The organism is Rahnella sp. 1L-D-7-B-C2, assembly GCF_057290995.1.
Genome location: NZ_JBXAVQ010000002.1, coordinates 513,413 through 539,719 on the forward strand (window position 1 = coordinate 513,413; position 26,307 = coordinate 539,719).

The following is a 26,307-nucleotide window of genomic DNA, read 5'->3' on the forward strand; positions in this document are numbered from 1 at the left end:
CGCATTCACGCAACTTTATTTTTTCCGCAGCGCCTTCACCTGTTCAGGTGTGATATCCCCCGGCAGGCCGCCGAAGGTGACACGCAGATAGTTGACCATTTCGGCGATCTGGGCGTCGTTCAGACGATCCGCAAAACCCGGCATGGACTGCATGCTTTCTCCATTGGGAAATGCCTGCGCCGGTAAACCATCGAGCACTGAGACGATGAGATTACGGCCATCGGGCTGGCGCAGCGTGGCGTTATTTTGCATCGCTACGGCGACGTGCGGTTTACCGGAGCCGTCGGCCATATGGCAGCCAGAACATTGATCCAGGTAAGTGATCCGCCCCGCATCATTGCCGCCCTGCCCGATTTTCACCGGTACTGCAACTGGCGGTTTATCCCCCAGCAGATAGGTGACGATGGCACGGTGATCGTCGTCGGTCAGATGACGGGTGCTGAGATCGATAACTTTATGCATTTCATCAAACGCCGATCCCTGCGGCGCGATGCCGGTTGCGAGGAAACGGCTGAGATCGGCAGGGTTCCAGCCGCGCTGAGCCAACGCCTGCGGGGAAATGTCCGGCGCGGTGATGCGACCAAGCGTTCCGCCTTTCAGGTTGTTATCGGTATCCATCTGTCCCAGCTTACCGCGCGGCGTATGACATTCGCCGCAGTGGCCGAGGACGTCCGTCAGATACTGCCCGCGCTGCCAGTCGGCAGAATTACCCTGCGAGCTGGCGGGCATCGGATCGGCAGTGCGGAACAACAGGTTCCAGCCGATCATTGCCATGCGCTGATTGAACGGGAATGGCATCTCGTTTTCCGGCACCGGTTGATTCACCGCCGGGCGGGTCATCAGAAACGCATACATGTCGTCCGAATCCTTACGCGTCACACCTTTATACGAGGTGTAGGGCATCGCCGGATACAAATGGCGTCCGCCCGGTGCTACGCCTTTTGTCAGCGCCAGATAGAAATCATCCGACGTCCAGCGGCCAATGCCTTCGTCGGCGGACGGCGTCAGGTTGCTGCCGAAAATCTTGCCGAACGGCGTTTCCAGCGGATAGCCTCCCGCCAGCGGTGCGCCGCCAGACGCGGTGTGGCACGCGGCGCAGTCAGATGCCTGAACCAGATAACGGCCCCGTTCTGTCTGCGCGGTGTCCGCCGTGATTTTTTGCACCGGTGCGTCCAGCGTGCGGTTTTCCCGCCACCACAGCACCGCGATAATGATCACGATCACCACCAGCAGCGCGAGGAAAAGACGTTTTTTCATCACGCGTGCTCCCTGATAAGACCCGGCGTTTTCATCACTACGTCACGCACCGCTTCGTAATAACGGACGTAACCGGTACAGCGGCAGATGTGATTCTCCAGCGCACCTTCGATGGCGCTTTCCAGATCGACAAGCGCGATCGGCTGTTTTTCCAGCCGCTCCAGCAGCAGCGTCGCGGCATTCACAAATCCCGGTGTGCAGTAACCGCACTGGAAGCTGTAATGCTCCATAAATGCCTGCTGCACCGGCGACAGCTGGACTTCACCTTTATCATCGGTTTTGGCGTGACCTTCGACGGTACGGACTTTTTTACCATTGAAAAAATGTGCGCCAGTGATGCAGGTACGCACCTCTTCGCTGGTGCTGCTGTCGTGATCGACAATTGCCACGCAAGCGTGACAGATGCCCTGCCCGCAGCCGAGCCGAGAACCGGTCAGCGCAACGTATTCGTGCAGGAAGTCGATCATCATCAGGCCTTCGGGAACCTCCAGCGGACCGTAATGTTGATTATTGATAGTCAGCTCTAACGGCTGTGTTTTGATGCTCATTGTAAAACCTCACGAATATTTTCAGCACGGACGGGCAAATCACGGAAACGGTGGCCGGTGGCGTGGGCGATGGCGTTCACCAGCGCAGCGACGACCGGGATCATCACCACTTCGGCCATGCCTTTCGGCGGATCGGTTTCCGACAGCGCAGGCAGGATCTCGCTGGTCTGTTTCCAGACCGCCACATCGCTGGCGCGCGGCAGGTGGTAACGGTTGAAGTTCCAGGTGCCATTACCCGGCCCGTCTTCGTACAGCGGCAAATATTCATGCAATGCGTGACCGATCCCCATCGCCAACCCGCCCTGTAACTGGCCGGAGACCAGCTCGGGCACGATCAGATTTCCGCACTCCATAATCGAATGGTGCGTGAGTAATTCGACGCTGCCGGTGGCGATATCCACCGCGATTTCAGCCAGCGTGCCAACCGCACTGTAATATGTCACAGAGGCGTTATTACGCTGTGTCGGCGGGTAATAGACCGCGTCACGCGCCAGCGTCTGGTACTCGCCCGCGCCGTTACGCACTGACATGCCGTCAACCGGTACGCGCTGACGCGCATTGTTCAATGTGAAATCGGCTTCAGCCCACTGCCAGCGGTTGAAAACGTGAACCGCCGCGCCGGTCAGTCCCTGCATCTCGTAGGCTTTTTTTGCCAGCGTCTCAAGACTGAGAATTTGCATCCCGTTGGCCGTCAGGCCGCCTTCTACCCAGCGGGCATCCTCTTTGCGCACGATGTAGGGCGCAGCCTGTCCGCCGCCAATACCCGTTTGCCAGAGAGCCATTGCCGCCGGCCACAGGCCGTGATCGAAGACCAGACGCGCCGCTTCACGGGTGCTGTGAGAAAAGTAATAGGCCGAGTTACTGGCACTCGACGGCGAGCAGTATGACGGCGACCAGCGCGGATTTTTTTGCAGCTGGTCCTGTTCTTCCTGCGACATAATGTACGGATCGCCGCTGGTTTCCACCGGCAGCACTGACCAGTCGGTCACCGAGAAATGCGCCTGCTCAGCCGGTTTGCCCAGCCATTCGGCGCACAGCACGGACTGTGACGTGGACATGCCCGTCCCCATTTCCGCACCGCTGTGCCACAGGCTTATCTGCCCGTTTTCACTGATTTCGACGCGGGCGAACGACGTTTCCGCGCCAGTACCGAAATCTTTCTGCACGCAGCCAAACCCGACGCCGTAACGTTTACCCGGATTCTGGCTTTCATAGGCAGCTTTACGTTTTTCACGCTCCGTCCACAACGGATGGACGGCGGCTTTTTCCAGCACTTCATCCGCACGAATCGCTCCGGCCGGAATAGCCCCTTGGGTGTTTTTCATACCTGATTTCAATACGTTGCGAATCCGGAAGGCAATCGGATCTAACTTCAGTTCGGCGGCCAGTTCATCCATCATCATTTCGGTGGCGGCCATGCTTTGCAGCGTGCCGTAACCACGGGCGGAACCGGCATCCAGCGCACGGGATGCCAGCCCGACGGCGGATAAATCACTTTTCGGGAAATAGTAGATCGACTGCGCAGCGGTTGCGCCAACCATCACCACAGACGGTGTGAAGTTGCTGCGTCCGCCGCCGTCTGCGGTCATCGCCGCATGGAACGATTGCAACATCCCGGTTTCACGGTTCACCGCAATGTCATAATTCATATCAAACGCATGGCGCTTGAGGGAGGACTGGAACTGCTCGAAGCGGTCATTCGCCAGACGCACCGGAGTACCGTCACCGTACATCGCTGCCACCGCGCCGTAATACGGGAAGTTATAATGATCTTTCGACCCGTAACCGACGGTGTAGCAAGGATGCATGATCAGTGTTTTCACCGTGCGATGGGCTTTAGCCATCATGCGCGGCATTTCATCTGCGACTTCCTGCGGTGACTGCGTCGGCACCACCATATGCAGCGTTTGCGTGGCGGCGTCATACCAGCCGTTGGCGTTGTCGGGTTCAAGCGCGGAGGTATCGACAGATTGCGTGGTGAAACGGCGAGACATCACCAGCCAGTCCTGCGGTGGTGATTTCAGTTCGTCTGCCATTTCACCGGCGTAGAACATACCCTGCTCATCAAGCTTGCCGCCTTCACGCCCTTCCGGCCAGACCGGCAGATGTTTGCGCATACCGGTCGGGAACACCGGCATATCTTTCAGGCTGGAGAAACGATCGTCTTCAAACGCGGTTTCTCCCCCGACGCGTACAAAGCGGAAAGTGCCCCAGGGATCGCGCTCCAGCGGGCCGGTTTTCTCACCGTAGCGCACCACCTCATCTTTGAATTTCAGTGCGTTTTTCGCAAAGCGAAATTTGGCGAAATCCTGATATACCAGAATGGCCACCGCCTGACCGAGATAGGCCGGAGTTTTGCCTTCCGGCAGCAGCATGTCTTCGCCGTAAAATGCCGGGAATGCCAGACCGTCGCGCGCCAGTACGTCGGCGGTGACTAATTGATCGGGTTGCAGATCCTCACCGAGCAGCGATAAATCCAGCCCTGCATAGGTTCTGTCTGCCTGCGTGACGCGCAGGATAAAGGCGTGCGCCTGTTTCTGCGGCCAGTGCGGCATATCTTTGGCGCGGATATCGCGGGCAAACACTTTCTGCCCCATGACTTTGGCTTTTCCGTCAATACGGAAACGGACGCGTTTGTTTTGTGCGTCCCACTGCGGCGATTGCAGGATTTTTTCTTCGAAGAGTGCCGCATAAGCACGGCTGTGCAGCGGCGCGAGATAAACGGAGACACCAGCGATTACAGCGCCTTTCACAAAGCGCCGCCTGGACGGGTTGAAGTTGCTCATAAATTTCCTTGCTTCTTATTGTCTTTCTTATAGTCCGGCATATTTACAATTTGTCATAAATTCTGCAAATACCGTTTAACGCGGGCGATTATAGGTAGATGAGGTGCGGAAAGTCATGACAGAAAACACATTTTTAATATTTCGTTCACAAATTTGCGCAAAATAGTGGGATAATTAATTCTGTTGCGCAAACAATGTACAAAAGGGATCAGAGCAAGATGGCAGGTATTATTCTTCTCGCCGCAGGGCTGGGGAGCCGGTTTATCGCCGCAGGTGGCGAAGGAAACAAGCTGAATGCCGCACTGTCAGAAACAGCAGAAAATGCTGCCAGCGTTTTTGACATGACACTCGGTCATGCACTGGAAAGTGGACTGCCGGTACATGTCGTGACGCGTGCCGGCAACCTGCAGGTGCAGGCCAGCTGTCGCAGAGAAGGTGTGCCGTTTACGCTGACGGAAAGCACGGGCACCGGTGGATCCATTGCCGCAGGCGTGCGCAATACGCCGGAGTGGGACGGCTGGCTTGTCCATCTCGCCGATATGCCGTTCGTTACGCCAGACATTTTTGCCACCGTGGCCGATACCCTGCATCTCAAACCGGTGGTGCGCCCTTTTTGGCAAAATGAGCCGGGGCATCCGGTCGGTTTTGCCCGTGAAATGGGCGACAAACTTTTGCAACTGCGTGGCGATCATGATGCACGCGAGCTTATCCGCAGCCATGACCTGCTGCGCATTGATTTCACTACTTCGAACGTGATCACAGACATTGACTTGCCCGATGACCTTTCCCTTTCCCCGGCGCTTTTGAACGGAAATCTGCATGCAGCATCTTGATAATCAGGTTATTTCTCAGGCGCGCGAATGGCTGGTCCATCAGCCGGTGTGGTTGTGTACCGTACTGACAACCTACGGCTCTTCCCCGCGCGCACCGGGCGCACTGATGGTGGCGACCGATGATGGCCGCTATTGCGGATCACTTTCCGGCGGCTGTGTGGAAGAAGATTTTTTACAACGGATAGCCGCTGGTGATTATCAGCAATCCAGCCAGATTGTGCGTTATGGCGACGGCGGTTTAACGCCAAACATTGCGCTGCCCTGTGGCGGCTCGCTCGATGTGCTGATCGAATATTTGCCCGCCACGCCCGGGAATCTGGATTATCTGCAACGTATGGGAATGGCGCTGGCCGGGCATTATGCGCTGGAAAAAGCGCTCACCCTGCCCGCTGCCTGTGACCATCTGACGCTGACGGAGTATCACAGCGCCACACAGGTAGTGCGTAACGGCGACTGTGTGTACCTGCATCTGGCTGCTCCCCCGCGCTTACTGATTGCCGGACTCTCGAGCGTCGCGCTGTATTGCGCCGACTTTGCCTGTGCACTGGGCTTTGAAGTAGTGGTGTGCGAATGTCGCGAAGACGTGCTGGAAAACTTCCTGCCGCTGCTGAAAGCGGAAATACGGCTGGAGAAGGCGTTTCCTGCGAAGTATCTCGAACGGGAAAGTTGTCACGCCAACACGGCGATTGTGGCGCTGACCCACGATCCGCGTATGGATGACCTGACGCTGATGGAGGCGGTGAATACGCCTGCCTTTTATATCGGCGCAATGGGCTCGCAGCGCAACAGCGCACGGCGTCGCGAACGCTTGCAAACTATCGCTGATTTCTCAGCCGATGATTTCGCCCGTCTTCATGCCCCGGTCGGTTTATCGATCGGCAGCAAAACCCCGGCAGAAATTGCGCTGGCGGTGATGGCCGACATCGTTAAGCATAAAAACGGGATGAAAACCCACAGCGTCGCCGCCTGACGCAGTAGAAATATGAACAAAAAAAGCCTGAGGTTTGCACCTCAGGCTTTTCGTTTGCGACTTACCGGTTGGTTATGAACGGGTAAGCTGCAACTGGCCGCTTTTATCGAGCGGGATTTGCGTGCCTGGATCATGGTCCATACGCACTTTGCCCTGCTGATCGCCTATTTTGTAGGTCACATCATACCCGAGCATTTTGTCTTCTTTGTCATACACGGTTTTACAGCGTTGCTGCTGTGTGGTGTAAGTGTCGTTATCCTGCATGCTGCTTTGTACGCGGTTACCGGCATAGCCGCCACCCAGCGCACCGGCAACTGTCGCCACATCGCGACCGCGTCCGCCACCGAACTGATGACCCAGCACACCACCCGCTACGGCACCCAGAACGGAACCGGCGATCTGATGCTCATCCTGTACAGGACGGCGGTGAGTCACAGTGACGTTACGGCATTCCTGACGTGGCGTTTTCGTGGTCTCTTTGATTGGCGTTGCGCTGACAACCTGCGCATATTGCGGCTCAGATGAAAAGACATTCATGCTCGCCACACCGGCAATGCCCAATGCCGCAGCCACACCAATACCGACCCCAGCTAACATTGACTTGTTCACAGGACTTCCTCCGAAAATGTTACCACGCATATTGCGCCTTACTCAGGGCACATACCTCAGTGGAAAACTTTATATCCTGAGGTTCGGCGTGCGTGAATCGCCGGCTATGAACTTGTTAAAGTTTGTACTCTGAAGCGTTAAGGAACAATAAGACGAAGTCTGTAAATGCGGGAATTGCGGGTGTAACGAGGTGTTTCAGAGCATTCTTAGCGGACAAAACCGGGCTTTAAGTGTCTGCCTCCGCCTGAATAAAAAAAGCCTGTAGTAAACAGGCTTTTAGAATAGAAATGAGTGTGAAACGATTCAGCCGACAGTGAAAAAAGTCGACCGGTTCGTATCAGTGCAGCTTCAGACGCGGGCGGATCACGCGGTTGATTCCACCGACCAGCATCATCAGGCCGGTTTTGGTGTAGCCGTGCAGCGCAATCTGATGCATGCGGTACAGGGAAACATAAACCAGTCGCGCCAGACGCCCTTCTACCATCATCGAACCGCGCATCAGGTTACCCATCAGACTGCCGACGGTGCTGAAGCGGGAGAGAGAGACCAGTGAACCGTGATCTTTATAGACGTAAGGTTTCAGGCTCTGCCCTTTGCGCTGCGCCATGATGTTGGCGAAACAGCGGGACGCCATCTGGTGTGCAGACTGCGCGCGTGGCGGTACGAAACCACCGGACGGCTGCGGGCAGGATGCACAGTCACCGATCGCGTAGATGTTCGGGTCACGTGTGGTTTGCAGCGTCGGCTCGACCACCAGCTGATTGATACGGTTGGTTTCCAGACCGGCAATCTCTTTCATAAAGTCAGGCGCTTTGATACCCGCTGCCCAGACCATCAGATCAGCATCAATAAATTCGCCAGACTTGGTGTTGAGACCATTTTTATCAGCACTGGTCACCATGGTTTGCGTCAGAACGCGCACACCCAGCTTGGTCAGTTCCTGATGGGCAGCCGCAGAAATACGCGGTGGCAGCGCAGGCAGAATGCGTTCACCGGCTTCCACCAGCGTGACGTTCAGCGCTTCGCTGTCCAGCCCTTCAAAACCGTAGCTGTGCAGCTGCTTCACCGCGTTGTGCAGTTCAGCGGACAGCTCAACGCCGGTCGCGCCGCCGCCAACAATGGCGATATTCACTTTTTTCTGTTTATCTGCGCTGGCGGAGAATTTCAGGAACAGATTGAGCATTTCGTTATGGAAACGGTGCGCCTGATGCGGATTATCGAGGAAGATACAGTTGTCTTTCACGCCCGGTGTGCCGAAGTCGTTGGAGGTGCTGCCCAGCGCCATCACCAGCTGGTCATAGGCAATATCGCGCACCGGCACCAGCATTTCGCCGTTTTCATCACGAATTTCAGCCAGTTTGATGGTCTGATTTTCACGATCAATATCGGTCAGGGAACCGATTTGGAAAGTAAAGCCGTGATTGCGGGCGTGCGCCAGATAGCTCAGCGCATCCACGCCATCATCCAGGCTGCCGGTCGCCACTTCGTGCAACAGCGGTTTCCATAAATGGCTGTGATTACGATCGACCAGAATGATCTCCGCTTTCTTTTTACGGCCAAGCTTATGCCCGAGGCTGGTTGCCAGCTCCAGTCCGCCCGCGCCGCCGCCAATTATCACTATTTTCTTGATTGGTGATGTCAAAATGACCCCCTAAATGTGAACCAATTGTTATATAAGAGTTAAAAAATAATCCTTATATTACATAGGGTTGCTTAAGTTAAATCGGTATCTGAGAGTGAGGATATCATGCGTGGTGATTTGGTCATACCAAAATTGATGCAGGTCAATTTAAATTGATTTGTCTGATTTCAGTTTATGATTTGGCATAGATTTTGACGATTTCAAATCAGCGAGTTAGCACAAAGGGAGGGATAAAAGCGAAGCACCGGTGTATGTCGGCCATAAAAAAACCACTGCGCAAGGCAGTGGTTTGATGTTCGGTTATTGCCGTCAGACGATATTTTTGAAGGCTTTGATGCGCTGCAAATGCATCGAAATATCTTTGAATTTATGGCTCTGCTTGTCGTCCCATTCAACCGGATAATAATGATGCAGGTTCTCAGCGGTTTTACTGCTGTCGAGTACGCCATCTTCACGGGATAAAATCACCAGGCAGCGGTCACGGTTTTTCTCCCGGAAATCACTGATGCATTTGGTAGCGATATCTTCGTACTCTTCAGGGCGGTCGATTTTTCCCGCCATATTGTCCTGCGGCGACAAATTCGGATTGAACATTACCTGACGAATGCCGCACAGGAAACCGATGCGCTCGGCCCAGAAACCGCCGAGGCCAACGCCACAAATCAGCGGATGCGGATCGCTGGTTTCTTGCAGCACTTTATCGACTTCTTTCAGCAAGTGCTGCATGTCGTGGCGCGGATGTAGCGTGCTGTAACTGATAAAGCGCACGTCCGGGTCAATGAACTGTAACTGCAAGACTTTCTCGTGGTTACCGGGACTGGTTGAATCGAAACCATGCAAATAGATAATCATCGTTTACCTCATCCTGAATGTGCGAGACACCCTCATGCGGTTCAAAAACCGTTACCGGGCAGCCTGTTTGTGTTCCTGCCAGCGGGCATCCAGCGCCGTTAAATCACGGTTTGCCTGCTGCCAGCGGGTTGAATTGAGCAGGTCCTGACGGGCCTCTTTTCCCGTGTAGCGTCCGCGATGATACAACTGCGCCACACGCTCTGCTTTGACCGGAGACAGGTTATCCAGCACGCTCACCGCGCCTTCACGATGGTTACACACCAGAATCATGTCGCATCCGGCATCCAGAGAAGCCTGACCGCGCTCGGCGTAACTGCCCATGATCGCCGCGCCCTCCATCGATAAATCGTCTGAGAAAATCACACCGTCAAAGCCCAGCTCTTTGCGAAGAATTTGTTGCAGCCAGTAAGGTGAACCGCTGGCCGGACGCGGGTCGACCTGAGTATAAATAACGTGCGCAGGCATGACAGCATCGAGTAATTTGCGCTCATTGAGCTGGCGGAAAATGGCCATGTCATGCTCGCGGATAACCTCCAGCGGACGATCGTCACGCGGCGTCTCTTTGTGAGAATCCGCACTGACCGCGCCGTGCCCCGGAAAATGCTTGCCGGTAGTTTTCATGCCCGCCGCATGCATGCCGCGAATATAGTGTTCGGCCATCTCCAGCGCTTTTTGCGGTTCAGCGTGGAATGAACGCTCACCGATAGCTGCGCTGATATGGCCGATATCCAGCACCGGCGCGAAGCTGATGTCGATATCCATTGCAATCATTTCAGAGGCCATCAGCCAGCCGCTTTCCTGCGCCAGCCGCCCCGCTTCGTGCGGTTCATTCAGTGCCGCAAAAGACTGTGCAGCAGGCAGACGGGTAAATCCGTCGCGAAAACGCTGCACGCGTCCACCTTCCTGATCGACGGCCAGTACCAGCCTGTCGTGTGACGCTGCACGGATCTGACGGATCAGTTCATGTAACTGCTCCACGTCATGATAGTTACGGGTAAATAAAATTAGCCCGCCGACCAGCGGATGCTGCAAAATTTCACGTTCTTCGGCATCCAGCTCATAGCCAGCCACATCCAGCATTACAGGTCCCAACAAGATGAGCACTCCTTTCAATCAGTTCAGATTTCGCTATGGGCGCAGCGGTTGCGCCCATTCACAATATTTCAGCGCGCCGGTTTGCTGCCAGCGGACTTCAAGCCACATCAGCATCAGGTAATCGACCCAGGGTAACCAGCAATTCACCTGCTGCTGTAAAAGATGGAAATCACGATAACCTCCCGCATCAACGTAGCGCTGCACCAGTGCATGCTGCTGCGCTGCGTTCCAGCCATTACCGCGAACCATTGCCGCCAGTTCCAGCGCGATATCTCCATCCGCCGCATATTCCCAGTCAATCAGACGCAGGCCGTACGGCGTATTCAGCACGTTGCCTGCGTGAATATCCATATGTACTAAGGATAATCGCAGCGGCGCGGGCTGCCTCAGGCTCATCATCTTTTTATGCAGCCGCAGCCAGCGCGGCGTCAGACGACGGCGGTCAATGTGCTGCCAGTAACGTGCGTACTGCTGATGCAAATCCAGCCGGTAACCTGTAAGCGGCAGATTATGCAACTTCACTAAAGACTGAGTCAGCACATCCTGAGCCACACCTGCAAAGACATCATCCGCCAGCGGCGCGCCGTCGAGCCAGTCAACTAAGAGCCATGGCGAAGAATAAAGTCTGACACAAGGGCCAAGATTATGCCGAGCAATATGCCGCAAAATCGAATGCTCGCGTCGCCGGTCAGCCCCCGAAACCTGTCGGTCAGGTGAGTGAAAACGCGCCAGCATTTCACCGGAAGACATGCTGATTTTCCAGCTCTCGCCGGTCAGCCCGGCAACAGGTGACAAATGAAAACCGGCGGTTTTCACCGCCGGATAATGTTGCTCAATCAGTTGCGTAAGCTGAGGATTAATTCTGAACGGCACCGCGGCCTGACCAGACAATTTCGCCACTCGGCGCGGTAAGAAGACGCATCGACATCGTCGGCGCTTTCACATCTCCGCTCACCGTGCTGTAAAGAACGTATTGCGCTTTGACAATGTTCGCCAGACCAATGGCTTTGCTGACAGACGCCAGGCTATCGTCAGGGGATAATCCTAAAGACTGTTTGGCAGACGCCAACTGTTCGGCTGGAACAACCTGGAAAGTGGTGTTGTTGGCCAGTGCGTTACGTAACGCCTCCGTCGCTTTGGCGGTTTGCAGCGAACCGTTGGTGCTGTTTTTCACGCCATCCACCAACAGAACGCTGCCGGACTGCACGCCTTCGGCCTTGAGCATTTTTGTCAGCAGCGGCGAAACGGTCGCCGTCCAGTCAATATTGGCAAATTTCGGCGGCTGAGGAACAGGCTGAACCGGTGGTTGCTCCGGCACTGGCGGATTCACTGGCGGCAGCGGCTCTTGCGGTTGCTGCGGTTGTTCCGGCTGTTGTGGCTGCTGCTGGTTTGGTAACGTACAACCACCGAGGATCAGTGCGGCCATTGCCACAATGAGGAAATACTTTTTCATCAACCTGCTCCGTTTTGGAAATTAGAGATAAAGGTAAAGGCGCACACTGTACGCATCAAGATTGCCGTTCAGCGAGTTGATTTCCACGCTGCTATTGGCAGGCACAATGACCGTACGCGCCTCGGCGACGGGCAGTAAATCCAGCCCCTGTTTGTCATACCAGAAGAAACGGTAATGCAGCGTCACAGCATGTGGCTGGTTGTTATTGAGCGTGCTGGTGGCTTGTTTTTGTCCACCGGATTCACCCACGGTGGGCGAACTGGGAATGATTCCCGCGGTAAGAACAGGCGATTCCATCACAATCCTCTGCTGATTATTGAGCGCAATACCCGGACGGCTGCTGCATCCCATCAACAAAAGCACTGGCAATAATGCCATCAAAAATCGCATATTTTATCCTTGCTGGCGCGACAGCAATGGGCCCAGCGCGCGGCCGCCGACGAGGTGCATATGAATATGATAAACCTCCTGCCCGCCGTCACGGTTGCAGTTAACGATCAGGCGATAGCCGCTTTCGGCGATCCCTTCCTGTTCCGCAATTTTCGCCGCTACCGTCATCATGCGCCCAAGTGCAGCTTCGTGCGTAGCATCCACATCGTTCATGGTTGGGATCAGAACGTTGGGAATAATCAGGATATGGCTGGGTGCCTGAGGAGAAATATCGCGAAACGCGGTGACGAGTTCGTCCTGATAAACCACATCGGCCGGAATTTCGCGGCGTATGATTTTGCTGAAAATTGTCTCTTCGGCCATCTTAACTGTCCTTAACATAGTAAAAAGCGATGTACGCAGTATGGGTTAGAATTTCCATTCCTTTCAACCTGATTACGCTTTTAGCTGGTTAATTGACGCAGAAAGCGCCAGCGAGTGCGAAATAGCAAATCGCAGGCATGAAAAAAGGAGGCCGAAGCCTCCTCTCTCAGAACTCATACTGCTCAGCATTAATGGCTGCGCATGTACTCGTCCATATCGGTTTTCAGGTTATCCGACTTGGTGCCGAAAATTGCCTGAACACCAGAGCCTGCCACAACCACACCGGCTGCACCCAGTTTTTTCAGGCCAGCCTGATCAACTTTGGAGATATCAGCCACGCTGACGCGCAGACGGGTGATACAGGCATCCAGGTTAGTGATGTTGTCTTTACCACCGAAAGCCTGAACCAGAGACGCAGACATTTCTGAACCGCCCTGAGTAGTCGTTTCGCTGGCAGAGTCTTCACGACCCGGCGTTTTCAGATCCAGTTTGGCAATCAGGAAACGGAAGATGCTGTAGTAAACCACTGCATATACCGCACCAACCAGAGGGAACAGCCAGATACGGCTGCTGTTGCCACTCAGCACAATGAAGTCAATCAGACCGTGTGAGAAGCTGGTGCCATCACGCATACCCAACAGGATACAAATTGGGAACGCCAGACCTGCCAGAATTGCGTGGATCACGTACAGGATCGGCGCAACGAACATGAAGGAGAATTCGATTGGCTCGGTGATACCGGTCAGGAACGCGGTCAGCGCAGCGGAGATCATGATGCCGCCGACCTTCGCACGGTTCTCAGGTTTCGCTGAATGCCAGATAGCAACTGCAGCAGCTGGCAGACCGTACATTTTGAACAGGAAGCCACCGGACAGTTTACCCGCAGTCGGGTCACCGGCCATATAACGAGGAATGTCGCCGTGGAAGACCTGACCTGCGGAGTTCACGTACTCACCGATTTGCATCTGGAATGGAACGTTCCAGATATGATGCAGACCAAAGGGTACCAGCGCACGCTCAACCACACCGTAGATACCAAATGCCACAACCGGGTTCTGGTAAGCAGCCCATTGGGAGAAGGTTTGGATTGCGCTGCCGATTGGCGGCCAGATGAAGGACAGAACCACACCCAGGATGATAGCGGCCATACCGGAGATGATAGGCACAAAACGTTTACCGGCGAAGAAGCCCAGATATTCTGGCAACTTGATGCGGTAGAAACGGTTGAACATGTATGCCGCAATCGCACCGGAGATAATACCGCCGAGTACGCCGGTATCCGCCAGATGGCTGGATGCGATTTCTTCAGCCGGCAAATGCAGAACCAGAGGGGCCACAACTGCCATGGTTTTCACCATGATGCCGTAGGCCACAACTGCCGCCAGTGCAGAAACACCGTCGTTGTTGGTGAAGCCTAATGCAACGCCGATAGCGAAGATCAGAGGCATGTTAGCGAAGACTGAACCACCGGCTTCGGCCATAACATGGGAAACGATCAGTGGCAGCCAGCTAAAGTTTGCGGAACCGACGCCAAGCAGGATACCTGCGATTGGCAGTACGGAAACGGGCAACATTAGCGATTTACCGACCTTCTGAAGGTTTGCAAACGCGTTCTTAAACATAATTGAGTGTGCTCCTGAGTAATGATGCTTTTTGATACTTCATGCGGTTCGTCTGATAACTGACCGCTTTGTAAAAAGCTCGTTGAGCCTTTTACAGTCGGGTGTCTGAGCACCCCTTTTAATTTTTACGCAGGGTAAAATAATTCCCTTTGTTAATGTTTGATGGCAGTCACGTTTTTCTGAAAAATGCCGAAAAACCGGATTAAAAACCGTCACTTTGCCGCATAAAATCCGAATGAGGGTCTCCTGACAACCGAAAAACGGTGCCAAGATACCTCATTCAGATGATTAATTACGAGGTGAAAAATAAATCCAGCGAATATGACTAAGCTACAGCCTAGATCAAGGAGGAAGTATCGATGTGAAATAATCGTGAAAAGTTTGCGGTGGTAGCTTCTGCGAGCTGTTCAACGCTGACACCTTTGAGTACAGCCATGTAATCGGCCACATCGCGTACATACGCAGGCTGATTCTCTTTCCCACGGTGAGGCACCGGCGCCAGATACGGCGAATCCGTTTCCACCAGCAGGCGATCGAGCGGTACATAACGTGCCACTTCGCGTAAGGCTTCAGCATTTCGGAACGTCACAATCCCGGAGAACGAAATGTAGAAACCGAGATCCAGCAGGAATTCCGCCGTCGGCAGATCTTCGGTAAAACAGTGCAGAACGCCACCGCACTCCCCTGCATTTTCCTCTTTGAGGATATCCAGCGTATCCTGACGCGCATCGCGTGTATGCACGATCACCGGTTTATTTAGCGCACGGCCAATGCGGATGTGCTCGCGGAACGAATCCTGTTGCAGCTTCAGCTGGTGTGCTTCTTTCTGATAGAAATAATCCAGACCGGTTTCACCCAGCGCCACAACCTTCGGGCTGGCTGCCAGACGGCGCAGTTCGGCAAATTCATAACCATCGTCAATGTTCAGCGGATGAACACCGCAGGAAAATGCCACGTCCGGGCGATCGCCAATCAGTTGCGTCATCGCCTCATAGCCCGGCAACGTGGTCGCCACCGCCAGCATAAATTTCACGTCACGCTCGCGCGCCTTTTCCAGCACGTTATCCACGCCTGAATGCAGTTCGTTGTAATCCAGGCTGTCAAGGTGACAGTGGGAATCGACTAAAAACATAGTAGTTAACTCATTACGATTAAAAGTGGGGATCAGCGCATCATGCCTGAGCTGAAGTGGGAAGGAGACACTGCGCCCTGCAACATTTGCTCCCATTCCAACAGCTGTTCGGTGAGCAGAAGTTCGCGGTTCACACCCACGATAGACAGCAACTGCCGACGGCACTGCATCCAGGCTGAGACAGACTGTTGCAGCGAAGCGTTGGACTGCACACTGGCCAGCAGCGCGATAAGCGGCTGTTGGTCATGATTGAGAATAAACTGTGCTGCGTGTTGCTGCCATTTGATGGCATCAAGCAGCAGCGAGGCCAGCCAGTAGATGCGATCGGCGGCATCGTCATGGTTTAGCTGCGGTAGCAGCGACAACATATCCTGTTGCTGACTCTGGATGTAAAGCTGCTGGCAAAGCGCCACGCGCTGTTTCCAGCGTTCCGGCTGCAACAGTTCTAGCGCAGAAAGCGGTGCACCGTTGGTCAGGCGTAACGCGGTTTTAACTGAAACGGGATCGGCGCTCATCTGGCGGTTGATCCACTGCACCGATAATGCTTCTTCAGGCACCGGCAGATGCCAGTAGAAACAGCGACTGCGGATAGTCGCCAGCAAAGACGAGGGTTCCCGGCAACCCAGCAGGAAATAGGTCCCGGCAGGCGGTTCTTCCAGTGTTTTGAGCAAGGCATTGGCGGCAGCTTCCGTCAGCAATTCTGTCTGCGGGATCCACACCACTTTCGCACCACCCTGCTGTGAATAGTTGTACAACGTTTCGATCAGCTGACGCACGGGATCGATGCCCAGTGAGTTTTTACCTTTTTCCGGTTGTAACACATGCCAGTCCGGGTGATTTCCGGCAATCATCAGCTGGCAGCTGTGGCATTTTCCGCAGCTCTTCTCGCCGTCTTTATGCTGACAAAGTAACCAGCGGCTCAGACCATAAACCAGCGCTTCATCACCCATGCCCACAGCAACGTGCATCAGCACGGCGTGATGTCCGCGACCGGCCTGATATTGCCCGATCAGTTGACGATAGGGGGCACTAAGCCACGGATACCAGCTCATAACGTCTGGCCTTGTGCAGAGGCCTGCTGCTCATCGAACCACTTTTTCAATGTCTGTTCGATGGATGCGGTCACCTGCTCAATGGTTTGCGAAGCATCGATAGTTTTGATGCGACTGTCTTCGGCGGCCAGTTCCAGATAACGGGCGCGTGTACGTTCAAAGAACGGCAAAGCTTCCTGCTCGATACGATCCAGCTCACCGCGCGCACGGGCGCGTTGCAGACCAATAGCCGGCGGCAAGTCGAGATACAGCGTCAGGTCCGGGCGGAAATCACCGAGCACGGTATCGCGCAGCGAACTCATGAGTTTAGCGTCAATACCGCGACCGCCGCCCTGATAGGCCTGTGAAGAGAGATCGTGACGATCGCCAACCACCCATGCACCTCGCGCCAGCGCAGGCAGGATAACGGTTTCCACCAGTTGAACGCGCGCGGCATACAGCATCAGTACTTCGGCTTTAACGGTCGGTTTTTCACCTTCCACGCCGCGCTTAAATAAATCCCGCAGCTTTTCTGCCAGCGGTGTACCGCCGGGCTCACGGGTGAAAATGATTTCTTCGACGCCATGCCGGCGCAATGCATTCACAACCACTTCATGAGCGGTCGTTTTGCCCGCCCCTTCAAGGCCTTCAATTACAATGAAGTTACTTTTCATTCTTATTCTTCAGAGCCTCTAAATACACGCGAACCGCCTTGTTGTGATTCTCAAGGTTAGTGCTGAAAGTATGCCCGCCTTTGCCGTCAGCAACAAAATAAAGATACGGCGTTTTTGCAGGATGCGCCGCAGCCTCTAGCGAAGCTTCGCTCGGCATCGCTATTGGCGACGGTGGCAGACCGGATATCACGTAGGTATTGTACGGCGTTGGCGTCTCAAGATCTTTCTTGCGGATATTACCGGTGTAACTCTCACCCATGCCATAAATGACCGTCGGATCGGTTTGCAGACGCATACCAATTCTCAACCGGTTAATGAAAACGGAAGCCACTTCTGCTCGTTCGCCTTTCACTGCGGTTTCTTTTTCAATGATAGACGCCATGGTCACCATATCGGCCGGGGTTTTGTACGGCAGAGAGTCTGCTCGTCCTTTCCAGATATCGGCAACGGTTTTTTCCATCCGCACGTGAGCACGTTTGAGCAACGATAAATCCGTCATGCCGGCGGTGTAATGATAGGTATCAGGATACAGCCAGCCTTCAGCATTTTTAGTATCGGTCATGCTCAGCGCTGCAGCGATCTCTTCGCCGCTCTTATCTTTCAGTTCGTGTTTGAGAAATTCCGAGTTATCCAGCACTTTCATCCAGTCACTCAGTTTAAAGCCTTCCACGAAGCGGATGCTGAACTGCGCCTCTTTGCCACTTTTCAGCAGCTCAAGCATCTGGCGGATTGTCATACCTTTTTCAAAGCGATATGTGCCCGCTTTGAATTCACTTAATTCTGGTTCAAGACGCAGGAGCCACGGAAACCACGGGTTGGGTTTCATGAGCTTTTTATCGATCAACAAAGTTTCCAGCACCACACGCCCGGTGCCTGCTGGCAGGGTAAAGAGGGTTTCACTGCTGACGTTAATTGGCCGGTCAGCAAACTGTTTCACTTTGTGATAGGCAAACGCCACCGCCCCGAGCAGGATCAGGACTATCAGGGCGAAGATTTTGGTCTTTTTGTTTGTCATTGTTTGTTCACTTATTAACAGCTATGGCGCAGAAAATCGTACAAATGACGCGAGGAAAAATGGCGCTTATCCACTTGCGTCACCGGTAATAATGGCATTAATGCATTACAAATCAGAACCTCATCAGCATCGCTCAGCGTCCCGGTTGTTTCGCTGACGATATCTATCGTCCATTCAGTACTGGCACCCAGTTTGCGGATTATGTGCTGACGCATAATGCCGTCAACGCCGGACTGCGATAAATCCGGGGTATAAACGCGTGTACCCTTGCGCCAGAATAAATTGGCCGCACAGCATTCCACCAGGCAACCGGAAGTGTCAACCACCAGCGCTTCATTGGCGTCCGTCTGGTCAAGATGCATGCGGATCATGACCTGTTCAAGCCGGTTAAGATGCTTGATACCCGCCAGCAGCGGATTTTTACCCAGTGCTACCGGGCTTGAGCCGAGCGTCACGCCCTGCTTTCGCCACTGATGATAATGCGCAGGATAATCTGACACAGTGACGATGCGCGTTGGCTGTGTACAACCAGCGGCGCTGTAGCCACGCCCGCCCTGCCCGCGAGAGAGGATCGCTTTGACCACACCTTCTTCACGTCCGGCAGCTGCCAGAATCATTTCAGCTTCCAGCGCCTGCCAGTCTGCGTTGTCAATCATGAGGACGCTGGCGGCACGTTGCATCCGGATGATGTGCTGTGGCAGAAACTGAATTTTGCCCTGAATCACCCGCGCGGTGGTAAAACACCCGTCGCCGAATTGCGCAGCGCGGTCGCCTGCCAGCAACGTCTTTGTTGCCACACCGTTAATCCACATGGTTATACCCTCCGGGCGCACTATTCTGACAGCAGAGCCTGCGTGAGCAGACACCACGCAACAAGTGGAGCATTCCTACTTTATCGAACCCAAACGCTCAACGGGCATGAACACGCCTTCTGTTGAGCTGTCGTTTGAGACTTCAGTACTTTTATGCAGACAGCAAAAAGGCCCGATTAACGGGCCTTTCATTTCAGCATCACTGACTGACTCAGACTTTACGGAACACCAGAGAACCATTGGTGCCACCGAATCCGAACGAGTTGCACAGTGTATACTCCATCCCCTTGACCTGCCGCGCCTCGTGAGCCACGAAATCAAGATCGCAACCTTCATCTGGATTGTCCAGATTGATGGTCGGTGGAACTGCCTGATCGCGCAAAGAGAGAACGGTAAAGATAGATTCCACTGCACCCGCTGCACCTAACAGGTGGCCAGTCATCGACTTAGTGGAACTCACCAGAACTTTGTGCGCGTCGGCACCAAATACTGACTTCACAGCCTGAGCTTCGGCTTTATCGCCTGCAGCGGTAGATGTACCGTGTGCGTTAATATAACCAATGGCAGAAGCAGAAATGCCAGCGTCGTTTAATGCATTTTCCATCGCCAGAGCGGCACCAGCACCGTCTTCCGGCGGCGAGGTCATGTGGTACGCGTCACTGCTCATCCCAAAACCGACGATCTCAGCATAAATCTTTGCACCGCGTTTGCGGGCGTGTTCGTACTCTTCCAGCACCATGATACCAGCGCCGTCACCAAGAACGAATCCGTCTCTGTCTTTATCCCATGGACGGCTCGCCGCCTGAGGGTTGTCATTACGCGTTGATAACGCACGGGCCGCGCCAAAACCACCGACACCCAGCGGGGTACTGGCTTTTTCCGCGCCGCCTGCCAGCATCACGTCTGCGTCATTATACGCAATGATACGTGCCGCATGGCCAATGTTGTGTACGCCAGAAGTACAGGCTGTTGCAATAGAAATACTCGGTCCACGTAATCCAAACATAATGCTCAAATGACCGGCAATCATGTTTACGATAGTTGATGGCACGAAGAAAGGACTGATTTTGCGTGGTCCGCCGTTAACCAATGATGTGTGGTTTTCTTCTATCAGACCAAGCCCGCCGATGCCGGAACCGATCGCCGCACCAATGCGTGTCGCGTTCTCAGCGGTCACTTCAAGCCCTGAGTCTTGCATCGCTTGAATACCGGCAGTAATACCATACTGAATAAAGGCATCCATCTTGCGGGCATCTTTGCGCGGGATGAACTCTTCACAGTTAAAATCTTTTACTAAGCCAGCAAACCGTGTTGCATAGGCGCTAGTATCAAAATGGTCGATCAGGCTAATGCCACTCTGACCGGCAAGGAGAGCGTTCCAAGTGGACTCTACAGTATTGCCGACAGGAGACAGCATGCCCAGTCCAGTCACTACAACTCGACGCTTAGACACGGGTGTCCTCCAGGGAGGGAAAAAAGTAGTAATACCGTGGGATAAAAAAAACTTAGGCGGTCAAATGACCGCCTAACTATCTAAACTTAAAGCATGTACGCTTACTGTTGGCTAGCGTTGATAAAATCAATTGCTGCCTGAACAGTAGTGATTTTTTCAGCTTCTTCGTCAGGGATCTCGGTATCAAACTCTTCTTCCAGAGCCATAACCAGCTCAACGGTGTCGAGAGAATCAGCGCCAAGGTCGTCTACGAAAGATGCAGCATTCACTACTTCTTCCTGTTTAACACCCAGCTGTTCAACGATGATTTTCTTAACGCGTTCTTCGATAGTGCTCATACTCTTAAATTTCCTATCAAAACTCGCTTTCGCGATGGTTTTCGTAGTGTATAAAATGTTGAAAAAGATGCAACTAAATCCAGGCTATTCAAACCACGAATTTGCTCTATTTTGCGGTTTTTACCGCAAAAAACGCAAATAGTTTCGTAATTTTTAAATCATGTACATGCCGCCATTGACATGTAATGTTTCGCCCGTGATATAGCTGGCCTCGTCAGAGGCTAAAAAAGCAACGGCGCTGGCAATTTCTTTGGCATCGCCCAACCGGTTGGCTGGAACTGATGACAAAATGCCTGCGCGTTGATCATCTGTCAACGCCCTTGTCATATCCGTCTCAATAAAGCCGGGAGCCACGACGTTGACAGTAATGCCACGTGAAGCAACTTCACGCGCCAAAGACTTACTAAAACCAATCAAGCCAGCTTTAGCCGCCGCGTAGTTCGCCTGCCCTGCGTTACCCATGGTGCCAACAACGGAACCAATTGTAATAATCCGTCCACACCGTTTCTTCATCATAGCTCGCATGACAGCTTTTGACAGCCGAAACACCGAAGTCAGATTCGTATCCAGGATATCCTGCCACTCATCATCCTTCATACGCATGAGAAGGTTATCACGGGTGATGCCGGCATTATTAACTAAAATGTCAATTTCGCCAAATTCAGCTCGAATCGTCGCCAATACTTGCTCAATAGATGCAGAATCAACCACATTGAGCATGATCCCTTTGCCATTTTCGCCTAAATATTCGCCGATCGCTTCCGCGCCTTTCTCGCTGGTCGCGGTGCCGATCACTTTCGCGCCGCCAGCAACCAGTTTTTCTGCGATAGCGCGGCCAATACCACGGCTGGCACCGGTAACCAGTGCAATTTTGCCTTCGAAGCTCATATTATCCTCTTTTATTGCTCAAGCGCCGCTGCCAGACTTGCCGTGTCATTCACTGCGGCAGCTGTCAGGGTGTCAACAATACGTTTAGTCAGACCGGTCAGTACTTTGCCCGGTCCTACTTCTAATAACTGCTCTACACCCTGTGCGGCCATGAATTCGACAGACTCAGTCCAGCGCACCGGGCTGTATAACTGACGAACCAACGCGCTACGGATGGCTTCCGGAGAGGATTCTACTTTAACATCAACGTTGTTTACCACAGAGAACTGCGGTGCACTGAAGGTAATGTTTTCAAGCGCAACGGCCATTTTGTCTGCCGCTGGCTTCATCAAAGCACAGTGGGAAGGCACGCTGACAGGCAGCGGTAGCGCACGTTTTGCACCCGCCGCCTTACAGGCAGCACCGGCGCGCTCAACGGCTTCTTTGTTGCCCGCAATCACCACCTGACCCGGTGAATTGAAGTTCACCGGAGAAACAACCTGACCTTGCGCGGATTCTTCACACGCTTTAGCGATCGCGTCGTTATCCAGACCGATGATGGCATACATAGCACCTGTTCCAGCAGGGACTGCTTCCTGCATCAGTTTGCCACGCAGTTCAACCAGCGAAATAGCCTGTTTGAAATCCAGTACACCGGCACAGACCAGCGCAGAATATTCACCCAGGCTGTGGCCAGCCATCAGAACAGGCTGAGTGCCGTTCTGCTGCTGCCAAACGCGCCAGATAGCCACGGAGGCCGCCAGCAATGCAGGCTGTGTCTGCCAGGTCTTATTCAGTTCTTCAGCGGGCCCTTCTTGCACCAGCTGCCATAAATCGTACCCCAGCACCGAAGAAGCCTCGGTAAATGTTTCTTCAACAATCGGATGCGCAGCGGCTAAATCAGCCAGCATACCGAGCGTCTGAGAACCCTGACCAGGGAAAACAACTGCAATTTTTGTCATTTTATATGATCCTGTTAAATCAAAAACGTACCAGCGCCGAGCCCCAGGTAAAGCCACCGCCAAATGCTTCGAGCAACACTAATTGCCCGCGCTGAATTCTGCCATCACGCACTGCTTCGTCAAATGCCGCAGGCACCGAGGCCGCAGAGGTATTACCATGACGATCTAGCGTAACCACGACTTTTTCCATTCCCATGCCCAGCTTTTTCGCTGTGGCACTGATGATGCGCAGGTTCGCCTGATGCGGAACCAGCCAGTCGAGTTCGGAACGATCGAGGTTATTCGCCGTCAGCGTTTCATCAACAATGTGCGCCAGCTCAGTTACCGCGACTTTGAAGACTTCGTTACCGGCCATAGTTACATAAGCAGGTTTTTCCGGCTCAGTCTGGCTTGGGTACGGTAACGTCAGCAGATTGCCATAATGGCCGTCTGCGTGCATGTGAGTGGAAATAATGCCCTGCTCTTCAGATGCGCCAAGCAAAACTGCGCCCGCACCGTCGCCAAAGAGAATCACCGTACCGCGATCCTGAGGATCGAGTTTACGGGAAAGCACATCAGAACCGATCACCAGCGCATGTTTTACTGCACCGTTCTTGATGTATTGATCCGCCACGCTCAGCGCATAAGTAAATCCTGCGCAGGCCGCAGCAAGATCGAACGCTGCGCAATCCTTGATACCCAGCATATTCTGCAACTGGCAGGCTGAGCTCGGGAATGCGTGTGAAGATGAGGTTGTTGCAACAATGATTAAACCTACGTCGCTTGCGCTGACGCCGGCCATTTCAAGTGCTTTTTCTGCTGCGTGCAGGCCCATTGTGGCCACAGTCTCATCCGGAGCAGCGATACGACGTTCACGAATACCTGTACGGGTGACAATCCACTCGTCGGAGGTATCCACCATTTTTTCTAAGTCGGCGTTGGACCGGACTTGCACGGGCAAATAGCTCCCCGTACCGAGAATCTTTGTATACATGTACGATCAGTCACTCTTGGGTAATACAGCTTCAAGGCGCGCGGCGATCCGCTGAGGGACCTGCCGCTGCACCGCCTGCACGGCCTGTTCGATAGCAACAGCAAACGCACGCTGATTTGCTCCACCGTGGCTTTTAATAACGATGCCGCGTAATCCTAACAAACATGCGCCATTATACTGGTCGGGGTTGAGATGGCTAAAACGCTTTAGCAATTTCTTCTGTAAAATCCGACCCAACCACTTCAACCACCAGGCCTTCTTGCCACCCTCTCCAGAGGATTTTAACAGTGACAAAAACATCCTTATTACACCTTCCATGGTTTTAAGCGTAACATTTCCGACGAAACCATCACACACCATCACATCGGTCTTGCCAGTCAGAAGGTCATTGCCTTCAAGATAGCCGATATAGTTGATAGACGTGGTTTTTTTTAAAATAGCTGCGGCTTCGCGGATGTTATCCAGCCCTTTGCTTTCTTCTTCGCCGATGTTCAGCAAGGCGACGCGGGGATTACTGATACCCACAACTTCCTCCGCCATCACTGCACCCATTACGGCAAACTGAACCAGCATCGTGCTGTCACACTCAACGTTCGCCCCCAGATCGAGCACCACCGTTTTACTTCGCTGCTGATTGGGCAATACGCTCATCAGCGCCGGGCGCTCAATACCATCCAGAGGTTTTACAACCAGTTTAGCTAATCCCATCAACGCGCCGGTATTTCCCGCGCTGACACATGCCTGTGCATCACCACTTTTGATCAGTTCCAACGCCACACGCATTGAGCTTCCTTTACTGGCACGTATAGCTTGTGACGCTCTCATGTCGCTGGCTATAACGGATTCAGCAGGAATTATCCGAATTCGTTCTGATAAAGAAGGATCGGCTTTGGCTAAGAAAGGTGTGATTTCGTCGGGAATGCCGACCAGAAGAAGGTCTAATTTAGAATTAGAGATAAGTGCCTGCAATGAAGCAGGCACTGTGACGGATGGACCGAAATCCCCGCCCATTACATCTAACGCGAGGGTTAGACGAGTCAAGGTATCGCCTTGCTAGCACTTATCACGTGAATAAGTAGCTGGCAAATATCAGCCGATAACCTTGCGACCGCGGTAGAAACCGTCGGCAGTGATGTGGTGACGCAGGTGAGTTTCACCAGAAGTCTTGTCCACAGACAGAGTGGAAGTGGTCAGAGCATCGTGTGAACGACGCATGCCACGTTTAGAACGGGTTGGTTTATTCTGTTGTACGGCCATGGACCTTACTCCTTAAGTACTTTTCTTTAAACTCGCTAATACGGCAAATGGATTAGGTTTCTCCACCTCTGCAGGCAGTTTACCGAATACCATGTCCGCGTCGGACACTTCACAGTGTTCAGATTCATGTACCGGAACGACAGGCAGTGAAAGAATGATTTCATCTTCAATCATCGCCAGCAGATCAACTTCGCCAAACTCATCGACTTCGATCGGCTCGTACGCTTCCGGTAATGCTTCAGCCTGTTCATCATTGCGAACAGGACTAAAACAATATTTTGCGTAAACCTGGTGCTCAAACGTCTTACCGCATCTCTGGCATTCCAGAGTCACAGTAACATCAGACTGACCATTAATAACGGCCAGACGCAGATTGTCGATATCAAACGACAAAGAAGTTTGGACATCAGAATCAACGCTCACCACTGATGCCGCTAATCGTGTCACCTGACCAGGCGAATAGATACCGGAGTAATCTAAACGCTTTTGGGCTGTACGAATCGCATCAACGGCTAAGGGTAATTTTACTTTTTGCATAGGGCGCGCATATTAACTTTGTAACGACATAGAGTCAAAGAAAAAGGCCTCAAAACCGCACCTTTCACCAATATTCGCTTCCACAGCGGCCAACAGTTTAAAATGTACGATTGAATAACGCTACGCTTTGTGAAAAAAATTATGACAACACTTCCTGCAAAACTGCTTTTGGCCTCTACGTCAGTCTACAGAAAGGCACTGCTTGATAAGACCGGCCTCAGCTTTACCTGTGCTGCGCCCGATATTGATGAAACGCCGCTGGAAGCTGAAAAACCAGAGGTTCTGGTGCAGCGGCTGGCACAATCTAAAGCTCGCGCACTGAGCAACTCGTACCCCGAATATCTGATTATCGGGTCTGATCAGGTCTGTGTCATCGACGGCCATATCACCGGTAAACCCTATACATTCGAAAATGCTTTTCGTCAGCTGCGCGCTGCCAGTGGTCGAACCGTAACCTTTTATACCGGCCTCAGCCTGCTCGATGCGCGAACTTCACAAGCGCAGACATTGTGCGAAACCTTTGATGTCACGTTCAGGGCATTAAACGATGAGGAAATTTCCGGCTATCTGCACCGTGAGAAACCCTACGACTGCGCGGGCAGTTTTAAATGTGAAGGGTTAGGGATCACATTATTTGAGAGCCTGACCGGGCGTGACCCAAACACATTGATTGGTTTACCGCTGATTGCCCTTTTGGGCCTGCTGCGCGGGCACAGTATTAATCCGCTTCTTTAGTCAGAGTGACTAGTCCTGCTATAGGTTGACACTTTTTAGCCTTATAACGCCCGATGAATTTCATCGGGCGTTTTGTATTTTAACGACAGGTGGGGTCGCCG

General features: G+C 53.2%; 28 protein-coding genes. 3 read left to right on the top strand and 25 right to left on the bottom strand.

The features are described from left to right. Positions 1-15 precede the first annotated feature (15 nt). The 3 genes from AC0Z7K_RS06085 to AC0Z7K_RS06095 are packed head-to-tail and all read right to left on the bottom strand — an operon-like array spanning position 16 to position 4,591. Positions 16-1,257 carry a cytochrome c gene (locus tag AC0Z7K_RS06085; RefSeq protein WP_485613352.1) on the bottom strand — a complete coding sequence of 414 codons (1,242 nt, stop codon included), beginning with the start codon at positions 1,255-1,257 and terminating at the stop codon, positions 16-18. Then, positions 1,257-1,805 carry a (2Fe-2S)-binding protein gene (locus tag AC0Z7K_RS06090; protein WP_485613353.1) on the bottom strand — a complete coding sequence of 183 codons (549 nt, stop codon included), beginning with the start codon at positions 1,803-1,805 and terminating at the stop codon, positions 1,257-1,259. The genes AC0Z7K_RS06085 and AC0Z7K_RS06090 overlap by 1 nt, the downstream gene beginning before the upstream one ends. Further along, positions 1,802-4,591, bottom strand: a complete 2,790-nt coding sequence (locus AC0Z7K_RS06095) for a xanthine dehydrogenase family protein molybdopterin-binding subunit (RefSeq protein WP_485613355.1) — start codon at positions 4,589-4,591, stop codon at positions 1,802-1,804. The genes AC0Z7K_RS06090 and AC0Z7K_RS06095 overlap by 4 nt, the downstream gene beginning before the upstream one ends. 218 nt (positions 4,592-4,809) lie before the next feature. Between AC0Z7K_RS06095 and AC0Z7K_RS06100 the strand changes: the two genes are divergently transcribed. Continuing rightward, the gene (locus AC0Z7K_RS06100; RefSeq protein WP_485613356.1) at positions 4,810-5,424 is read left to right on the top strand and encodes a nucleotidyltransferase family protein; all 615 of its coding nucleotides are present in this window, start codon (positions 4,810-4,812) and stop codon (positions 5,422-5,424) included. Then, positions 5,411-6,394 (top strand): XdhC family protein, encoded by a 984-nt coding sequence (locus tag AC0Z7K_RS06105; RefSeq protein ID WP_485613357.1) that lies wholly within the window; start codon positions 5,411-5,413, stop codon positions 6,392-6,394. Before AC0Z7K_RS06100 ends, AC0Z7K_RS06105 begins: the two co-directional genes overlap by 14 nt. A gap of 72 nt (positions 6,395-6,466) precedes the next feature. On the opposite strand, the gene AC0Z7K_RS06110 is transcribed toward AC0Z7K_RS06105, so the two are convergent. From AC0Z7K_RS06110 to yceD, 22 genes are all read right to left on the bottom strand, one after another. Next, a complete protein-coding gene (locus AC0Z7K_RS06110) occupies positions 6,467-7,003 on the bottom strand; it encodes a glycine zipper 2TM domain-containing protein (protein ID WP_413529488.1) in 537 nt (178 codons plus the stop codon). Positions 7,004-7,340: 337 nt separating this feature from the next. After that, positions 7,341-8,645: an NAD(P)/FAD-dependent oxidoreductase gene (locus tag AC0Z7K_RS06115; protein WP_413529487.1), complete on the bottom strand. Its 1,305-nt coding sequence runs from the start codon at positions 8,643-8,645 to the stop codon at positions 7,341-7,343. A 309-nt stretch (positions 8,646-8,954) separates the two neighbouring features. Then, positions 8,955-9,497 carry an alpha/beta hydrolase YcfP gene (ycfP, locus tag AC0Z7K_RS06120; RefSeq protein WP_485613359.1) on the bottom strand — a complete coding sequence of 181 codons (543 nt, stop codon included), beginning with the start codon at positions 9,495-9,497 and terminating at the stop codon, positions 8,955-8,957. A 51-nt stretch (positions 9,498-9,548) separates the two neighbouring features. After that, a complete protein-coding gene (nagZ, locus tag AC0Z7K_RS06125) occupies positions 9,549-10,589 on the bottom strand; it encodes a beta-N-acetylhexosaminidase (protein WP_485613401.1) in 1,041 nt (346 codons plus the stop codon). 36 nt (positions 10,590-10,625) lie between these two features. Further along, positions 10,626-11,429, bottom strand: a complete 804-nt coding sequence (locus AC0Z7K_RS06130; RefSeq protein WP_485613402.1) for a phosphotransferase — start codon at positions 11,427-11,429, stop codon at positions 10,626-10,628. Positions 11,430-11,448: 19 nt separating this feature from the next. Continuing rightward, positions 11,449-12,045 carry a penicillin-binding protein activator LpoB gene (gene lpoB / locus AC0Z7K_RS06135; protein ID WP_485613360.1) on the bottom strand — a complete coding sequence of 199 codons (597 nt, stop codon included), beginning with the start codon at positions 12,043-12,045 and terminating at the stop codon, positions 11,449-11,451. Between the two features lie 21 nt (positions 12,046-12,066). Further along, positions 12,067-12,435 (bottom strand): YcfL family putative periplasmic lipoprotein, encoded by a 369-nt coding sequence (locus AC0Z7K_RS06140; RefSeq protein ID WP_485613361.1) that lies wholly within the window; start codon positions 12,433-12,435, stop codon positions 12,067-12,069. Between the two features lie 3 nt (positions 12,436-12,438). Next, complete coding sequence (gene hinT, locus AC0Z7K_RS06145; RefSeq protein WP_485613363.1) at positions 12,439-12,798, bottom strand: purine nucleoside phosphoramidase; 360 nt, start codon at positions 12,796-12,798, stop codon at positions 12,439-12,441. 188 nt (positions 12,799-12,986) lie between these two features. Beyond that, positions 12,987-14,420, bottom strand: a complete 1,434-nt coding sequence (gene ptsG, locus AC0Z7K_RS06150) for a PTS glucose transporter subunit IIBC (protein WP_413529482.1) — start codon at positions 14,418-14,420, stop codon at positions 12,987-12,989. A 337-nt stretch (positions 14,421-14,757) separates the two neighbouring features. Then, entirely contained in the window at positions 14,758-15,552 is a 795-nt protein-coding gene (locus tag AC0Z7K_RS06155) for a metal-dependent hydrolase (RefSeq protein ID WP_485613365.1), read from the bottom strand. Positions 15,553-15,584: 32 nt separating this feature from the next. Continuing rightward, positions 15,585-16,604, bottom strand: a complete 1,020-nt coding sequence (gene holB / locus AC0Z7K_RS06160; RefSeq protein WP_485613367.1) for a DNA polymerase III subunit delta' — start codon at positions 16,602-16,604, stop codon at positions 15,585-15,587. After that, positions 16,601-17,257, bottom strand: a complete 657-nt coding sequence (tmk, locus tag AC0Z7K_RS06165; protein WP_485613368.1) for a dTMP kinase — start codon at positions 17,255-17,257, stop codon at positions 16,601-16,603. The genes holB and tmk overlap by 4 nt, the downstream gene beginning before the upstream one ends. Then, positions 17,247-18,272 (bottom strand): endolytic transglycosylase MltG, encoded by a 1,026-nt coding sequence (gene mltG / locus AC0Z7K_RS06170; protein ID WP_485613369.1) that lies wholly within the window; start codon positions 18,270-18,272, stop codon positions 17,247-17,249. The genes tmk and mltG overlap by 11 nt, the downstream gene beginning before the upstream one ends. Positions 18,273-18,286: 14 nt before the next feature. Beyond that, positions 18,287-19,084, bottom strand: coding sequence for an aminodeoxychorismate lyase (pabC, locus tag AC0Z7K_RS06175; protein ID WP_485613370.1), 798 nt, complete (start codon positions 19,082-19,084; stop codon positions 18,287-18,289). A 211-nt stretch (positions 19,085-19,295) separates the two neighbouring features. Beyond that, positions 19,296-20,537 (bottom strand): beta-ketoacyl-ACP synthase II, encoded by a 1,242-nt coding sequence (gene fabF / locus AC0Z7K_RS06180; protein ID WP_413529476.1) that lies wholly within the window; start codon positions 20,535-20,537, stop codon positions 19,296-19,298. A gap of 101 nt (positions 20,538-20,638) precedes the next feature. Next, positions 20,639-20,875, bottom strand: coding sequence for an acyl carrier protein (acpP, locus tag AC0Z7K_RS06185; RefSeq protein ID WP_015690190.1), 237 nt, complete (start codon positions 20,873-20,875; stop codon positions 20,639-20,641). Between the two features lie 153 nt (positions 20,876-21,028). After that, positions 21,029-21,763, bottom strand: a complete 735-nt coding sequence (fabG, locus tag AC0Z7K_RS06190; protein ID WP_013576245.1) for a 3-oxoacyl-ACP reductase FabG — start codon at positions 21,761-21,763, stop codon at positions 21,029-21,031. A gap of 11 nt (positions 21,764-21,774) precedes the next feature. Continuing rightward, positions 21,775-22,704 carry an ACP S-malonyltransferase gene (fabD, locus tag AC0Z7K_RS06195; RefSeq protein ID WP_485613372.1) on the bottom strand — a complete coding sequence of 310 codons (930 nt, stop codon included), beginning with the start codon at positions 22,702-22,704 and terminating at the stop codon, positions 21,775-21,777. A 19-nt stretch (positions 22,705-22,723) separates the two neighbouring features. Then, complete coding sequence (locus AC0Z7K_RS06200) at positions 22,724-23,677, bottom strand: beta-ketoacyl-ACP synthase III (protein ID WP_112167305.1); 954 nt, start codon at positions 23,675-23,677, stop codon at positions 22,724-22,726. A gap of 6 nt (positions 23,678-23,683) precedes the next feature. Next, positions 23,684-24,718, bottom strand: coding sequence for a phosphate acyltransferase PlsX (gene plsX, locus AC0Z7K_RS06205; protein WP_485613374.1), 1,035 nt, complete (start codon positions 24,716-24,718; stop codon positions 23,684-23,686). Between the two features lie 48 nt (positions 24,719-24,766). Beyond that, positions 24,767-24,934, bottom strand: coding sequence for a 50S ribosomal protein L32 (gene rpmF / locus AC0Z7K_RS06210; protein WP_013576249.1), 168 nt, complete (start codon positions 24,932-24,934; stop codon positions 24,767-24,769). Between the two features lie 12 nt (positions 24,935-24,946). Further along, complete coding sequence (gene yceD, locus AC0Z7K_RS06215) at positions 24,947-25,471, bottom strand: 23S rRNA accumulation protein YceD (protein WP_485613376.1); 525 nt, start codon at positions 25,469-25,471, stop codon at positions 24,947-24,949. A gap of 141 nt (positions 25,472-25,612) precedes the next feature. On the opposite strand from yceD, the gene AC0Z7K_RS06220 reads away from it, so the two are divergent. Further along, positions 25,613-26,206: a Maf family protein gene (locus AC0Z7K_RS06220; protein WP_413529471.1), complete on the top strand. Its 594-nt coding sequence runs from the start codon at positions 25,613-25,615 to the stop codon at positions 26,204-26,206. Positions 26,207-26,307 lie beyond the last annotated feature (101 nt).

What these genes read in the sequence shown, in the direction of transcription:
- holB (WP_485613367.1), bottom strand. Translation starts at nt 16,604, where the DNA reads ATGAGCTGGTATCCGTGGCTTAGTGCCCCCTATCGTCAACTGATCGGG.
- AC0Z7K_RS06095 (WP_485613355.1), bottom strand. Translation starts at nt 4,591, where the DNA reads ATGAGCAACTTCAACCCGTCCAGGCGGCGCTTTGTGAAAGGCGCTGTA.
- AC0Z7K_RS06085 (WP_485613352.1), bottom strand. Translation starts at nt 1,257, where the DNA reads ATGAAAAAACGTCTTTTCCTCGCGCTGCTGGTGGTGATCGTGATCATT.
- AC0Z7K_RS06220 (WP_413529471.1), top strand. Translation starts at nt 25,613, where the DNA reads ATGACAACACTTCCTGCAAAACTGCTTTTGGCCTCTACGTCAGTCTAC.
- lpoB (WP_485613360.1), bottom strand. Translation starts at nt 12,045, where the DNA reads ATGAAAAAGTATTTCCTCATTGTGGCAATGGCCGCACTGATCCTCGGT.
- acpP (WP_015690190.1), bottom strand. Translation starts at nt 20,875, where the DNA reads ATGAGCACTATCGAAGAACGCGTTAAGAAAATCATCGTTGAACAGCTG.
- tmk (WP_485613368.1), bottom strand. Translation starts at nt 17,257, where the DNA reads ATGAAAAGTAACTTCATTGTAATTGAAGGCCTTGAAGGGGCGGGCAAA.
- hinT (WP_485613363.1), bottom strand. Translation starts at nt 12,798, where the DNA reads ATGGCCGAAGAGACAATTTTCAGCAAAATCATACGCCGCGAAATTCCG.
- rpmF (WP_013576249.1), bottom strand. Translation starts at nt 24,934, where the DNA reads ATGGCCGTACAACAGAATAAACCAACCCGTTCTAAACGTGGCATGCGT.
- pabC (WP_485613370.1), bottom strand. Translation starts at nt 19,084, where the DNA reads ATGTGGATTAACGGTGTGGCAACAAAGACGTTGCTGGCAGGCGACCGC.
- AC0Z7K_RS06105 (WP_485613357.1), top strand. Translation starts at nt 5,411, where the DNA reads ATGCAGCATCTTGATAATCAGGTTATTTCTCAGGCGCGCGAATGGCTG.
- AC0Z7K_RS06155 (WP_485613365.1), bottom strand. Translation starts at nt 15,552, where the DNA reads ATGTTTTTAGTCGATTCCCACTGTCACCTTGACAGCCTGGATTACAAC.
- yceD (WP_485613376.1), bottom strand. Translation starts at nt 25,471, where the DNA reads ATGCAAAAAGTAAAATTACCCTTAGCCGTTGATGCGATTCGTACAGCC.
- AC0Z7K_RS06200 (WP_112167305.1), bottom strand. Translation starts at nt 23,677, where the DNA reads ATGTATACAAAGATTCTCGGTACGGGGAGCTATTTGCCCGTGCAAGTC.
- ycfP (WP_485613359.1), bottom strand. Translation starts at nt 9,497, where the DNA reads ATGATTATCTATTTGCATGGTTTCGATTCAACCAGTCCCGGTAACCAC.
- ptsG (WP_413529482.1), bottom strand. Translation starts at nt 14,420, where the DNA reads ATGTTTAAGAACGCGTTTGCAAACCTTCAGAAGGTCGGTAAATCGCTA.
- AC0Z7K_RS06100 (WP_485613356.1), top strand. Translation starts at nt 4,810, where the DNA reads ATGGCAGGTATTATTCTTCTCGCCGCAGGGCTGGGGAGCCGGTTTATC.
- fabG (WP_013576245.1), bottom strand. Translation starts at nt 21,763, where the DNA reads ATGAGCTTCGAAGGCAAAATTGCACTGGTTACCGGTGCCAGCCGTGGT.
- fabD (WP_485613372.1), bottom strand. Translation starts at nt 22,704, where the DNA reads ATGACAAAAATTGCAGTTGTTTTCCCTGGTCAGGGTTCTCAGACGCTC.
- AC0Z7K_RS06140 (WP_485613361.1), bottom strand. Translation starts at nt 12,435, where the DNA reads ATGCGATTTTTGATGGCATTATTGCCAGTGCTTTTGTTGATGGGATGC.
- AC0Z7K_RS06090 (WP_485613353.1), bottom strand. Translation starts at nt 1,805, where the DNA reads ATGAGCATCAAAACACAGCCGTTAGAGCTGACTATCAATAATCAACAT.
- mltG (WP_485613369.1), bottom strand. Translation starts at nt 18,272, where the DNA reads ATGACAAACAAAAAGACCAAAATCTTCGCCCTGATAGTCCTGATCCTG.